Source organism: Vreelandella lionensis, from assembly GCF_002087295.1.
Classification (GTDB): Bacteria; Pseudomonadota; Gammaproteobacteria; order Pseudomonadales; family Halomonadaceae; genus Vreelandella; species Vreelandella lionensis.
Genome location: NZ_MWVI01000042.1, coordinates 19051 through 31479 on the forward strand (window position 1 = coordinate 19051; position 12429 = coordinate 31479).

Below are 12429 nucleotides of genomic sequence, written 5' to 3' on the forward strand. Positions count from 1 at the left end.
TAGATGCTTCTAGCATATTGTGGAATATTGTGGATTCTAACGATATTGCTATGGATAGCACTGTCAATCAGTAAGGTAGCTGTTTATGGTGCAAACGTCGCTGTGCTTTGTTAAAACAGTGGCAAAGCTTAGCTGCTCTACAACGACATAAGCGAGTGCGACGATGCACACAAGGAAAGAAGCAGCAGAGATTTTTCGTCAGCTAGCGGAAGGTTTTGGGCGCAGTGGCCATCCCAACTTCTTTGCTACGCTGGTTGAACAGCTTGCTCGACTATTAACTGTGGATCACGCACTGGTGGCGGTGGTCACTCACGATAATATAGCTGAAACCTTGGCTGTTTGGTCAAATCGCGGCTTGCAAGCCAATCTCTCCTATCCCCTGGCGGGCACGCCCTGCGAAACCGTGGTGGGCCATGAGCCCTGTCTGTACGCCTGCGATGTGCGATCCCGCTTTCCAGAAGACGATCTCCTAAGCCAGCTCGGTGCCGATAGCTATATGGGGTTGCCGCTATTCGCCCCAGATGGCACCGCCATTGGTCTGCTGGCAGTGCTCCACAATCAGCCAATACAGTTTGATGGATTGGAAAATGAAATTCTGCGTATTGCGGCCGCCCAAGCTGGCGCTGAATTAGGGCGTCGCCAAGCGGAAAATGCGCTACGCAAAAGCGAGGCCGCTGCCAAAGAGAGCGAGCGCCGGCTGAACACCTTGCTCAATCACCTGCCGGGTATGGCTTACCGCTGCCTGAATAATCAAGACTGGACAATGCAACTGGTCAGCAAAGGGGCCGAGGCGCTTACCTGGCTACCGGCCTGATGAGCTGGAAGCGAACCGTGTGACCAGCTTTGCCAGCTTAGTCCATAAAGATGATCAGGAACGGATATTTCTGGACATACAAGAGGCCATTTGCCAGCGACGCCCCTACCGTGTGATTTATCGGATTCGCCACCGAGATGGCAGCGAACGCTGGATGTGGGAGCAAGGGCAAGCCGGTTTTTAAGGAGTCAGGGGAGGTGCTCTGCCTGGAAGGCTTTATTACTGACGTCACTGACCAGCAGGAGTCTCAGCGCGGACAACGCGCTGTGATGCAGGTGGCCTCGACGGTCACCTCTCGGGTAGGTGAGGACTATTTTCAGCAGCTGATCGCCACATTAACAACGCTGCTGGAGGCCGATGCGGGCTTTATTGCGCTACTGGATCAGCCGGTGCTGCCATTACAGGGAGATGGCTTTCACCCTAACAACCTGCTGCCTGCCACTACAGGTCATACTGTTAGTCTAGTGGTGGATGGTCAGATACGTAAGAACTACACGTTCCTACTCCGTGACACCCCGGTGGAGGGGGTTGTGCTAGAGCAGGAGAGCGTCGTGCATCATGGGCAGCGATTTACGTTGCCGGGAGCGAAGCTCAGCGCCCAGGCATGGATCGGTAGACGTCTGGATAATGCTAAAGGTGAGGCCATTGGGGTGATGATGGTGTTCTATAAAGCACCGCTGAACACCAACGCCTTCGCCACCTCGGTATTACGGATTCTCTCTACTGGCGCTGCCGCTGAGTTAGAGCGTCGCCGTGATCATCGCCATATACATCAATTGGCTTACACCGATAGCACGACTGGGCTACCCAACCGCGCACGGTTTATGGAAATGCTGTCTACTATGGGTCAGCTATCGGGGCAGCAGCGCTCTCCAATTATCGTTACTGTTGTTGGATCTGCGTCGTTTTAAAGAGATCAACGATCTTCATGGTCATCAAGTGGGCGACCAGTTGCTTGCCACAGTGGCAAGACGACTACAGCACCTCGGCCTGCCTGACGTGCACTGCGCGCGCCTCTCGGGTGATGAATTTGCATTGCTATTGCCGAGCATTGAGCGTGCTAGCCTTGATGAAGTGGTTAGGCAGTTAAGTACGCTGGTTAAACGGCCTACCAGGCTTGATCACCGCATATTTAATCTGGATGTTAGTATTGGGTTCGCGCGTTATCCGGGCGATGTCGCTAGCCCAAGTGAGCTGTTCCAATGCTGCCAGCATTGCGCTTCATCATGCGAAAAAGCTTGAATCTAATATCTCTCCCTATACGCAAACCATGCGCCATACGCTAGAGCGCCGCCAATGGATGACTGAGCGGCTACATTCAGCGATTTTAGAGCGCCGCTTGCAGCTTTACTTCCAGCCACAGGTGGACTTAAACACCCAAACGCTGACCGGGGCAGAGGCGCTATGCCGCTGGCACGACCCGGAGTGGGGATGGGTCAGCCCCAGTGAGTTTATTCCTCTGGCCGAAGAGCGTGGGCTGATCCGCTTGTTGGGCGACTGGGTGCTTGAAGAAGCCGCCCGACAGCTCAGTGTTTGGCAGGCGGCGGGTACGCCGCTGCCGGGACGCTTATCAATTAATATCTCCGCTCAGCAGTTTGCTGACCCCCGGCTCACCACGCATATTGCTACGCTGACCTCCAATATCTCGCCCAGCGCGATTGCTCTGGAGCTAACAGAGAGCGACTTTATGCGCGACCCGGACCAAGCGGTCATTATTACCCAGGCCATGCGCCAAGCCGGGTATGCGCTGTTTATTGATGATTTTGGCACTGGCTACTCCTCGCTCTCCTATTTGCGCCGCTTTGCCGCTGATGCGCTGAAAATCGATATCTCCTTCGTGCGCGATATGCTTGATAACCATCACGATCGGGCGATTGTGCAAACGATTATCGCCATGGCAAACACATTAGAAATGAAAACCCTTGCCGAAGGCGTCGAAAGTGCCGCCCAAGCGGCACTGCTGGCAGACATGGGGTGCAACCAGGCCCAAGGCTACTGGTTTGGAAGACCGCTACCCGCCGATGAGTTCACCCGTACTTGGCTAAACGACTAGACGTCATCTTAATGTCATCACCGTTGGCATACCCTACGCGCGCCAAACCGCGACGATAGGAGTTTCCCATGCGCCTGGCCCTGTTTGACCTTGATGACACCCTCCTGGATGGAGACTGCAGCGACCGCTGGAATTTATGGATGATTGAGCAAGGGTGGATCAGCGACGCGGAGCGCTTCATGGCGCGTGCAGAGCAGATGCAGCAGGCCTACCATGCGGGCAAGCTTAAGCTGGAAGAGTACCTCGCCATGACATTGGCTCCCTTGAAAGGGCGGCGAGTGGTCGACGTCGAAAAAGAGGTGGAGCGCTTCGTCGACACCCATTTGCAGCCGCGCATTTTCGATCAGGCGTGGCGCTGTCTGGAAAGCCATCGCAACGCGGGCGATACCCTGGTGCTGATCTCTGCCTCATCCCACCATTTGGTGGCCCCCATTGCGGCGGCATTGGGCATCGAGCACGTGCTCGCGGTGGAGCTGGAAGTCGCCACTTCGGAGGAGGGGCGTGTGTACACTGGGTGTAGGCAAAGGCGTGCTCTCGTACCGAGGCGGCAAGGTGATCCGCTTTCAGCAGTGGCTAGCAGAACACGCCATCACGCCAAGTCATACCACCTTCTACTCCGACTCCCGCAATGACCTGCCGCTGCTGCAGTACGTGGATTGCGCCGTAGCGGTCAACCCCGACCCGATATTGGCCGAGGTAGCTAGCGTAGAAGGGTGGCGGCGCTTAGACTGGCGGGCATCCGCACTTGCCCAAGTTGCTAAGGCAATTTAAGCGCATGGCGAGAGTTGCCAGTCGCGCCATAACGGCTCTTTGAAGGGCTCTGCTGGCAGCGCGCGTTAGACGACCAGGCTATGAGGCTGGACAGGGAGCGCCGACGTGCAGGGCTGCCGCAGACATGGCGGGAACGCTCAACGTCAGTTGACCATCCTCTACCACGATACACTGTCCCTCAGCCGTCACGTTTTGATAGCGGCCATCTGCCATATCGGTTGAAAAATGTGGGTGAGCGCTTGCTGCTCCCGGTTAATCGCAATAAAGCCCTGGGCTTCGCGGCTGAAGGCGATTTGATGATGGCCATTATCCCACCAGTGGGTGACCTCTGCGGCGTCGGCCTGTTGGCGAAGCGCCACCATATTGGCAATCTCGGGCCAGCGGTGCTCGCATACCCAGGCTTCCCCACATTGGGCCTCGCCCTGCTGGTAGACGGCGACTTGTGGCGGGCCCTGGTCGCTGTCGGGAAAGGCGTAGCTCGACATGACTTTCGGGGATCCATACGGCCATGCCAGCATGAACGCGTTGGCTAAGCGATAAAGCGCGTCATCTCGATGCGTCAAAATATTGCTGCCGCCCGCCCCGTGGCCACGCTGATTATCATGGTTGTCGGTAAATACGACGGCTTGATCGCTCGGCAGCAGGGCGGGCGATTCGCCAAACTGCTGAAGGTTGACAAGGGCTTGATTGTTGAAAATATCACCAAGAGACGCGCCGTAGCGAAACTCAGTGATATCCGCCGTGCCTTGATACTCCGTGGCACTGATCGCTTCGCCCCCTAGGTCAATCACTTCCTGAAAGGCATAAAGCGGAGCGTCTACCTGCGCCAGAATTTCCGCAATATCGCTGGGTGCCATATGTTTGGCCGCATCGACACGAATACCCTTTACGCCAAGTGTCGCCAACGTGTTCAAGTAGCCTGCAATACGACTCTGTACGGTGGGGTCGCCAGTATTAAGGTCGGGCAAGCCAACTAACTGACATTGTCGAACGCTTTCGGCATTTTGCGTATAGTCGCTCTGTTCGATGCCGCAGGGTTCGTGGAAGTCGTCGCGTTGATAATTGGGGATAGCTCAGTGCTTCATTGTCATAAGAGGAGCCTGCAATGCCCTGGCCCTGGCACTTGCCGTGGGCAACATGGTTAATCACCGCATCCGCATAAACATCGACCCCCGCTGCGTTACAGCGCTGCACCATATCAGCAAATGCTTCGCTGGAGCCGCTGCGGCTTTCAAGTTGATAGCTGACCGGTTGGTAGCGAGTCCACCAAGCATCCCCTTGAATGCGCTCTTGTGGGGGCGAGACCTGTACGGCTTTAAATCCTTTTGGGCCTAGCCAATTTTCGCACTCCTGGGCAACATCTTCCCACTGCCACTCAAATAAGTGCACGAACGTGTCAGCGCTAGCAGGTTGCGCGGAAAGCCCTATGCTCAGTGTCGCGCTGGCAGCCAGGGCAACGGAGTATTTCGCAAACATGAGATCACCTTTGTTGTCATTGTTGCTCATAACATGACGGTATGCAGGGTGACTCAAACCCTCCTTGCGAGACTGTTAAGGGGCGTAGATAAGAGGAGGAGGGCGCCTACTTGTGGAAACCGTCAGTAATAGAGGGCTAACTCACGGCCTGCCACACCAAGTTAATCCCCACTAAGAACATGGCCAGAATGACTAAGCGGTAAAACAGCTTTTCATTGACGCGACTCTGTAGCCACAGGCCGTTACGTACACCGATCCAAGCAACGGGCACAAGCAGCAGCGAGGCCCAGGCGCTGGTCATGTTGACTTCGCCTAGCCACATATACGGGCCTAGTTTGATAGTGTTTACCACCGCGTAGGTCACCGTACAGGTGGCAATGAACGTTTCTTTAGTGAGCTTGCGCGGCATCAGGTACATGTTCATCGGCGGCGCGCCCGCGTGGGCAATGAAGCTGGTAAAGCCGCACACGCTGGCCGCAGGCAGTGCCCATCGGCTGGAAATCGGTTTTTTAGCCACAGGTTTTAGTAGCATATAGGCGGCGAAAACGACGGATAGAATTCCCAAAGCCAGCCGCACGCCCTGCTCGCTTAGGCTGCCAAACAGCAGGGTGCCTACTGTCACGCCAATGAAAAGCCCCGGCACAAAGCGCCACACTTCAGCGCGGTCATGCTTGCCCCACCACGCCTTGACCGCAAACACATCCATCACCAGCAAGAGCGGCAGCAGCAGCCCGGCTGCCTGGGTCGGGCTAATCGCCAGCGCCATCAGCGGCACTGAGAGCGTGCCAAAGCCACCCGCAAAGCCCCCTTTAGAGACGCCGGTGAGGTAGACAGAAAAGAGAATCAACAGCCAGGCGATAAGGGAGTAATCGGGGAGCATGGGAGCCTCTCAAAGTGTTCAAAAGCGACCGACATAAAAAAGCCCCGCAGAGGCGGGGCACAACAGCATAGCATTAGATAAAAGTTAGCGGGCGAATAGAAAGGCAGCCGCGCCTTGCCATCACGTTGATTACAAAATAATCAGCGTCGCCAGCCCCAAGAACGATAGAAAGCCAACGACATCCGTAACGGTGGTCAGGATCACCGCGCCGGATAGAGCAGGGTCAATTTGCAGCCTTTTGAGTACCAGGGGGATCAGTACACCAGACACATTGGCGAGGCTCATGTTGATAAAAATCGCTAAAGTGATGACGAGGGTGATCAGCGGGTCGCTAAACCACAGGTAGGAAATACCGCCCACCACCAGCGCCCATACCAAGCCATTGAGCATGCCCACCCACAGCTCTTTGTTGTAGAGCCACTGCTTGTTGTTACCGGCAATCTGCCCCAGCGCCAAGCCGCGAATGACCACCGTTAGCGTCTGGCTGCCTGCAATCCCGCCCATGCTGGCGACCACAGGCATGAGGATAGCGAGCGCTACAATTTGATCCAGCACCGCTTCAAACTGACCGATCACAAAGGCGGCTAGAAAGGCGGTTAATAGATTGATACCGAGCCAAATGCCGCGGCTCTTGGCACTGCGCAGAATCGGGGTGAACACTTCCTCTTCGTCGCTCACGCCCGACATGTGTTTCAGCGTCATGTCTGCGTCGTCTTGAGTTATTTCCAGTACGTCGGCGGCGTTTAACTGGCCTACCAGTAGCCCGTCGCTGTCACATACCGGTACAAAGGGCAGCTCCATGGAGCGCAGCAGGGCGGCGGCTTCGCTGACTTTCATCTGGTCGTTGAGCGTGTAGGGAGCATCGTCCATGAACTCGTCCACGGTGCTCTCCTTGGGGCTGTTTGACCAAATCAATCAGCGTCAGGGTGCCCAGCAGCCGCTTCTCCTTATCGGTGATCATTCCTTGCTGAGAATCATCATCCAGCAAGTGATGAATACGGATATAGCGCTGTACCGCTTCCAACGACACACCCTGTTTAACATTGACCGTTTCCGGGTCCATGTAGCGGCCAACCATGTCCTCTTCATAGGCATGAAGGTTCTCGACCTGGGCGCGGATCTCCTGGTCTAGGCTGGCGTAGACGGTGGTTTTGATCTCTTCGTCAGCAACATCAAGAACCTCGGCGACTTCCTGGGCATCCTGGCCCTTAACAATTTGCTCAACGTCGCTGGCGGTCAGGTCTTCGATGTAGTCGGCACGGATGTCTTCATCGACTTCGGCCAGCACCTCACCGAGCATCGTTTCTGGAATGTACTCCACAGCAAATCACGGGTTTTGGCGGGAAAAGACTCAAGAGAGCGCGAATCGCTAAAATATCGAGCTCATTAAACAGCTCGTTTAAGGCAGCGGCCTTCTTCTTCGTCTAGCAACTTTTGAAGATAGAGCAGCTGCTCCTTGGTGTTGGTGTATTTCTCTTCATCGCGCATAGAGTCCATCCTTTGGGGAATTAATTTTTAACACAACTACTTGAAAGCGCTTGATGGCTCACTATGAATCTTATCGATAGCCTGGGTTGAAAGCCATGCAGGCTTATTGACCGACATAATCAGGAGAGCGTAGTGACGCATGGTGGCTGATGAGCTTATCCGCAGCATTATTCATATAGCGCCTGCCATCGAACCGTCATTAAAAAGTCGCTTACCCGTCATACATATTTCATTCTGCGCTACTAGCCTCTTCAAAAAACCGTTATGACCATGTCCATGACTACGAGGGGGCACCATGAGCAAGGAAATCGAAGATCACCGCCTGTTTAACCAAAGTCACAACCAGCCGTTTGCAGAGGTGCTGGCTCAGCACGTCTCCCGGCGCGACGTAATGCGAGGCGGCCTGGGGTTGGCGGCGGCATCCATGCTGGGGTTTGGCGGTGCGGCTCAAGCACTCGCAGGCGAGCAGGCGAAAACGCCGCTAACCCTCGCGTTTGAAGCGGTGCGTGGTTCTCGTACCGATGCCATCGTTGTGCCGGAAGGATACGTGGCTCAAGTGTTGGTGCCCTGGGGCACGCCGCTGCAGGCAGGCCAGGAGTGGCAAGCCGACCAGCCCATGACGCCCGAGCGCCAAGCGATGAGCGTGGGCATGCATCACGACGGCATGGCCGGTTTTGCCCTGGATGCGGATAACGCCTCGCGCCGTTTTGTGCTGGCGCTAAATAACGAATACATCGATCAGGATGCGCTGTGGGCGCCCCAAGGTGGGCCGACCAATGCCGAGGCGGGCGCGCGCCCAGCGGACGAATCGCGCACTAAAATCAATGCCCATGGTGCGACGATTGTCGAAGTAGAGAAAACCGCCAGCGGCCAGAGGTCTCATGTTGCCAACTCGCCCTATAACCGCCGCTTCACCAGCGCCACGGTGATGGATTTTGCCGGCCCCGTGGCGGGTAGCGACTACGTAAAAACCCAGTTCCCCCTGACGGCACACAAACCCGTGGTACCAACAACAGCTGCGGTAACGGCGTAACGCCCTCGGGCACTTACATCGCCTGTGAAGAGAACTGGCCCGATATCTTCGTCAACCGTGGCGAGCGCTTCCAGGATGATGCGCGCATCGGTATTCCCACGGATAAAAGCCGCTACGGCTGGGACACCTCAGCGGGGGATGCTAGTGAGCAGAACGGCGAGTTTGCGCGCTTTGACATCACCCCACGCGGTGAGCGTGCCGAAGAGGACTACCGCAACGAAGCGCGCACCTTCGGCTACCAAGTTGAAGTCGACCCTTACAGCGGTGCTCGTGCGGTGAAGCGTACGGCACTGGGGCGTTTTCGTCATGAAGGGTGCTGGCTGGACAAATTAGAAGCGGGCAAGCCCATCGTTTACTATTCAGGTCACGATGCTCGTAACGAGTATGTCTACAAGTACGTCTCTGATGCCGCCTGGGACCCCGCTGACCCAACCCGCCCGGGCGCCGAGTACGACCGCCTCGCCATCGGCAATAAATACATGGATAACGGTACGCTCTACGTGGCGCGCTTCCATGCCGATGGCAGCGGCGAGTGGCTGCCGCTCACACCGAGGGCCAAGACCCAGGATGGTCGCACGCTGGCCGCCGCACTTGGCCTAGCCGAGAACGACTTGGCAGGCATCATCATCAACACCTGCGATGCCGCCGACCTGCTGGGCGCCACGCCAATGGACCGCCCCGAGTGGGCCACGGTAGACCCGGCCTCGGGGAGGTGTATCTAACGCTGACGAACAACACCCAGCGCAGTGAAGAGGGCTCCGATGCCACCTTCACCAACGACGGCAGCGAGCTTACCCAGCCGGGCGTTGGCTTCGCTACCGCCCCTGCGAACGCCTCCAATCCCCGCGCCAATAACGAGGCCGGGCATGTGATTCGTTGGCGGGAGAGCCGCTTGCCCAACGCCTTCACCTGGGAAGTGTTTGTGTTTGGCGCAGCGGCCGACGCCGCGGATAACCGCTCCGGGCTAAACGAGAGGAACCAATTCGCCAGCCCCGATGGCCTGTGGTTCGATGAGCGTGAAGACGGCCAAGGCATTCTCTGGATTCAAACCGACAACGGCTATGAAGGCGTTACCGAGCACACCAACGACCAGCTATTGGCCGTGGTGCCCCAAGGGTTAGAGGATATTCGCGGTACGGGGCCGGTGATCAACAGCAGCAACCAGCAACAGCTCAAACGCTTTGCGGTGGGGCCGAACGGCTGCGAAGTTACCGGCATCTTTGCCACGCCGGATAAAACCGCACTGTTTATCAACATCCAGCACCCCGGCAATTGGCCCGCGGATGCCAGTGCCCTGGTGCAAGACGCCACTGCGGCGGCGAGTGGGCAAGTGCGCCCGCGTGCCGCCACAGTAGTGATTCAGAAGCGTGATGGTGGGCCGGTGGGGGTGTAAACCGCCCCGCCCACCATAGCGGTAATGCAGAGCGTCATTGCCATTCTAAGGGCGTCGAGCCATCTTCAGGCTCGACGCCTTTTATCGCTATTTCTCCTCATGCGGTGTTTCCTGTTGCCGAGCTTCCAGCACCTGAATGGCATCTTCCTGCAGGGGCAACTGGCTAGCCCAGAGAATATCTTCACGACAATGGCCAATATCCCGTAATACGTTGTCGTCGTAAGCCAGCAGGGGCAATACGTGGCGGCGGAAGAGCTGCCGGCGTCGGTAGCGCCACCAACGCATTTCAAGCCGGTGAATCAAGGTCAATGACGGCATCGCGGGCATATAAAATTCGAGCTTTGGCGGTTTGGGGGGCGGGGGCAGCTGGCTGGCTCTATTCCAGGCGTGTAGAGCATGTCGGGTCGGGTTGTTGTCTTTCATCGCACACCTCCAACGTACACCTGCTTTCTAATGGGATTACGCCTGCTGAAAGGGTGTCATGTATGTCAATAAGAAGGAGGGTCGCGACCTCTGATCACTAGCTTGATGCTCAACCTTGGGATCAATCAAACGAAAAGAATTACACTGTGCCTTAAGTTTTTCTGAAAGGTGCTGTGATGAATCAGTTCGCTGGTGCGGAGACTAATCGGGCCGCTTTGCCATTACTGGATAGCGAGGTGCTGCGTACCTTTGTAACAATTGCGGAAAGTGGCAGTTTTACTCGCGCTGCCCAGCAATTGTTTCGGACTCCTTCCGCGCTGAGCATGCAGATCAAACGCCTGGAAGAGATACTGGGGCAGAACCTATTTGTGCGTGAAGCGCGCCAGGTGCGATTGACGGCAGAGGGGGAAGTGCTGCTTGGCTATAGTCGGCGGCTGTTGAAACTCAATGCTGAGGCAGTGACTCAATTCTTGGCGCCAGCACTGGAAGGACGTGTAGGCCTGGGTATAACCGATGATGTTGTCTGGCGTGTACTGCCCACCGTATTGGCCCAGTTTGCCCGCTCTCATCCTGCCGTGCAGGTCGATGTGATTGTTGGCCGCAGCGTAGAGCTGCTCGCAAGATTGGATGAGTCGGAACTTGATCTGGCTCTGGTGATGGCGGGAGAACCTGGGCAAGCGACGCGTGGTGAGATTGTGCATAGCGAGCCGCTGGTATGGGCGGGCCGTGAAGATGGTGTTGCCGTACAGCGTACGCCGCTGCCGGTGACCCTGGCTCAACAGGGTTGTGCATGGCGCAGAATTGCACTCCAGGCACTGGATAGCGCTGGGGTGAACTATCGAATTGCCTACTCCTGCGACCACTGTGCCGGGCAAGAAGCCGCCATGTTGGCGGATCTGGCTATTTCACCGTTTCCAAAAAGCTTAATTCGCCCCCCGCTCAAACGTCTCACTCACGATTTGCTTCCCCCGCTGGGCGATTATCAGGTAGCGCTGGTTAACGGCCTGGTAGTGGCGATGCCAGCGAAGTGTTGGCCGAGCGGGTGGTGGAGGCTTTTCGTGAAGGATGAGCTGACGTCATTAGTCATTCGGAATGATTGCAAAGTTTTTAGGCCTATGTGCCTTAACGCTGCCGGTTGGTAAAGACAACGCAGGTATGCCCGTTGGCCTGCAAATGCTGGCAGGGCCCTGGCAAGACGCCAAACTGCTAGCAATGGGTCAGGCAATTGAGAACGAGCTGGGGACAGGCTTAGAAATCCTGGGGCAACCGCCAGCGGTGTGAATAAGAAGAGGCGGACCCGCCGATGCGGTGCGTAAGGCCCTCATCGTGCTGGCCAAGTGCAGGCCGTTAAGCCCAGCAATTGCAGTGGCACATTCAAGTCTTGGCGCTAGGTAGCCAGTGCCCGATAGCCTGAGCATCAGCGCCGCCCATACGCCATTAAAAACACGTCTACAGCGCTGGTGATCTGGCGCTTGAGTTCTTCATCCGTGGGCGGTGGGCGTACGCCCATACGAACTTCTTTGGTCAGCATCCCCTGCCACATGCTGCAGAGTTGATCGGCAGCTAGCGCGGGGGCGGGCAGGGTGAGGTGGCCTGCGCTGGCCAGTCCTTCCAGTTTTCCCGCAGCCACTGGCTAATAGCCCAGGGGCCTGCCTCAAAAAAAGCCTGTAACAGCTTGGGGTGCTGCTCGCCCTGCTGACTCATCACCCGTTCGACCGCCAATACATGGGGCTCCAGTAAAAAGCGCACCATGCTGATGCCTACCTCAATGAGCGATTGGCGTACCGCGTCGTGGGTGTCGGGGAGCTGCTCTAACCCTTGCCGAATTGTCGCGGTTTCTCGCCGTATCACGCTGCCAAACAGCGCTTCCTTAGACGTAAAGTGCCCATACACCGTCACTTTGGAAACGCCCGCCTCTCGAGCAACGGCCTCCATGGTGACGGCTTCCAAACCATTGCGGAAAAACAGGCACGCTGCAGCGTCCATCATCACATTACGTTTGGCCATATCTTTAGGGCGGCCCGCGCTGCGTTTTTGGTCAGATGACGGCGGTTGAGCGTCTGTCATGCAATTAACCTCTGCCCATGCATAAATAGTT

At 56.6% G+C, this 12429-nt stretch carries 16 protein-coding genes and 3 pseudogenes; 11 read left to right on the top strand and 8 right to left on the bottom strand.

Translation table 11 applies throughout. The features are described from left to right. The first annotated feature begins 163 nt into the window (after positions 1 to 163). From B4967_RS18805 to B4967_RS05105, 6 genes are all read left to right on the top strand, one after another. Positions 164 to 814, top strand: coding sequence for a GAF domain-containing protein (locus tag B4967_RS18805; protein ID WP_243470337.1), 651 nt, complete (start codon positions 164 to 166; stop codon positions 812 to 814). A gap of 19 nt (positions 815 to 833) precedes the next feature. Next, positions 834 to 998, top strand: coding sequence for a PAS domain-containing protein (locus B4967_RS18810; protein WP_243470338.1), 165 nt, complete (start codon positions 834 to 836; stop codon positions 996 to 998). A gap of 13 nt (positions 999 to 1011) precedes the next feature. Next, a complete protein-coding gene (locus tag B4967_RS18815) occupies positions 1012 to 1725 on the top strand; it encodes a GGDEF domain-containing protein (RefSeq protein ID WP_243470339.1) in 714 nt (237 codons plus the stop codon). Then, on the top strand, positions 1706 to 2056 hold the full coding sequence (locus B4967_RS18820) for a GGDEF domain-containing protein (protein ID WP_243470340.1): 351 nt from the start codon (positions 1706 to 1708) through the stop codon (positions 2054 to 2056). The genes B4967_RS18815 and B4967_RS18820 overlap by 20 nt, the downstream gene beginning before the upstream one ends. Then, a complete protein-coding gene (locus B4967_RS18825; protein WP_243470341.1) occupies positions 1965 to 2867 on the top strand; it encodes a putative bifunctional diguanylate cyclase/phosphodiesterase in 903 nt (300 codons plus the stop codon). Before B4967_RS18820 ends, B4967_RS18825 begins: the two co-directional genes overlap by 92 nt. Positions 2868 to 2935: 68 nt before the next feature. Next, positions 2936 to 3499: an HAD family hydrolase gene (locus B4967_RS05105; RefSeq protein ID WP_243470342.1), complete on the top strand. Its 564-nt coding sequence runs from the start codon at positions 2936 to 2938 to the stop codon at positions 3497 to 3499. 324 nt (positions 3500 to 3823) lie between these two features. Here B4967_RS05105 and B4967_RS18215 read toward each other — a convergent pair whose 3' ends face one another. The 5 genes from B4967_RS18215 to B4967_RS18835 all read right to left on the bottom strand — a co-directional run bounded on the left by B4967_RS18215 (position 3824) and on the right by B4967_RS18835 (position 7315). After that, positions 3824 to 4606, bottom strand: a complete 783-nt coding sequence (locus B4967_RS18215; RefSeq protein ID WP_083024007.1) for an alpha-amylase family glycosyl hydrolase — start codon at positions 4604 to 4606, stop codon at positions 3824 to 3826. After that, the gene (locus B4967_RS18220; RefSeq protein WP_207953579.1) at positions 4593 to 5114 is read right to left on the bottom strand and encodes an alpha-amylase family protein; all 522 of its coding nucleotides are present in this window, start codon (positions 5112 to 5114) and stop codon (positions 4593 to 4595) included. The genes B4967_RS18215 and B4967_RS18220 overlap by 14 nt, the downstream gene beginning before the upstream one ends. A gap of 136 nt (positions 5115 to 5250) precedes the next feature. Further along, positions 5251 to 5994: a sulfite exporter TauE/SafE family protein gene (locus tag B4967_RS05120; RefSeq protein ID WP_083024011.1), complete on the bottom strand. Its 744-nt coding sequence runs from the start codon at positions 5992 to 5994 to the stop codon at positions 5251 to 5253. Between the two features lie 129 nt (positions 5995 to 6123). Further along, on the bottom strand, positions 6124 to 6876 hold the full coding sequence (locus tag B4967_RS18830) for a magnesium transporter (protein ID WP_243470343.1): 753 nt from the start codon (positions 6874 to 6876) through the stop codon (positions 6124 to 6126). After that, positions 6767 to 7315 carry a magnesium transporter MgtE N-terminal domain-containing protein gene (locus tag B4967_RS18835; RefSeq protein ID WP_243470344.1) on the bottom strand — a complete coding sequence of 183 codons (549 nt, stop codon included), beginning with the start codon at positions 7313 to 7315 and terminating at the stop codon, positions 6767 to 6769. The genes B4967_RS18830 and B4967_RS18835 overlap by 110 nt, the downstream gene beginning before the upstream one ends. 462 nt (positions 7316 to 7777) lie before the next feature. Here B4967_RS18835 and B4967_RS20675 point away from each other — a divergent pair, with 462 nt between their 5' ends. Together B4967_RS20675 and B4967_RS20680 are read left to right on the top strand one after the other, a co-directional pair. Then, entirely contained in the window at positions 7778 to 8515 is a 738-nt protein-coding gene (locus B4967_RS20675) for a PhoX family protein (protein WP_340638691.1), read from the top strand. A gap of 8 nt (positions 8516 to 8523) precedes the next feature. Continuing rightward, positions 8524 to 9908 (top strand): annotated as a pseudogene (locus B4967_RS20680) (PhoX family protein); the annotation flags it as partial. Positions 9909 to 9995: 87 nt separating this feature from the next. Here B4967_RS20680 and B4967_RS05135 read toward each other — a convergent pair. Then, a complete protein-coding gene (locus B4967_RS05135; RefSeq protein WP_083024013.1) occupies positions 9996 to 10331 on the bottom strand; it encodes a hypothetical protein in 336 nt (111 codons plus the stop codon). 176 nt (positions 10332 to 10507) lie between these two features. Here B4967_RS05135 and B4967_RS05140 point away from each other — a divergent pair. From B4967_RS05140 to B4967_RS20105, 3 genes and pseudogenes are all read left to right on the top strand, one after another. Beyond that, a pseudogene (locus tag B4967_RS05140) lies at positions 10508 to 11400 on the top strand (LysR family transcriptional regulator). 23 nt (positions 11401 to 11423) lie between these two features. Next, positions 11424 to 11486: pseudogene (locus B4967_RS18840) on the top strand (hypothetical protein); the annotation flags it as partial. Beyond that, positions 11487 to 11612, top strand: a complete 126-nt coding sequence (locus B4967_RS20105; RefSeq protein WP_279384655.1) for a hypothetical protein — start codon at positions 11487 to 11489, stop codon at positions 11610 to 11612. A 136-nt stretch (positions 11613 to 11748) separates the two neighbouring features. Here B4967_RS20105 and B4967_RS20110 read toward each other — a convergent pair whose 3' ends face one another. Further along, positions 11749 to 11961: a TetR/AcrR family transcriptional regulator C-terminal domain-containing protein gene (locus B4967_RS20110; protein WP_279384652.1), complete on the bottom strand. Its 213-nt coding sequence runs from the start codon at positions 11959 to 11961 to the stop codon at positions 11749 to 11751. Next, on the bottom strand, positions 11895 to 12398 hold the full coding sequence (locus B4967_RS20115; RefSeq protein WP_279384653.1) for a TetR/AcrR family transcriptional regulator: 504 nt from the start codon (positions 12396 to 12398) through the stop codon (positions 11895 to 11897). Before B4967_RS20115 ends, B4967_RS20110 begins: the two co-directional genes overlap by 67 nt. Positions 12399 to 12429 lie beyond the last annotated feature (31 nt).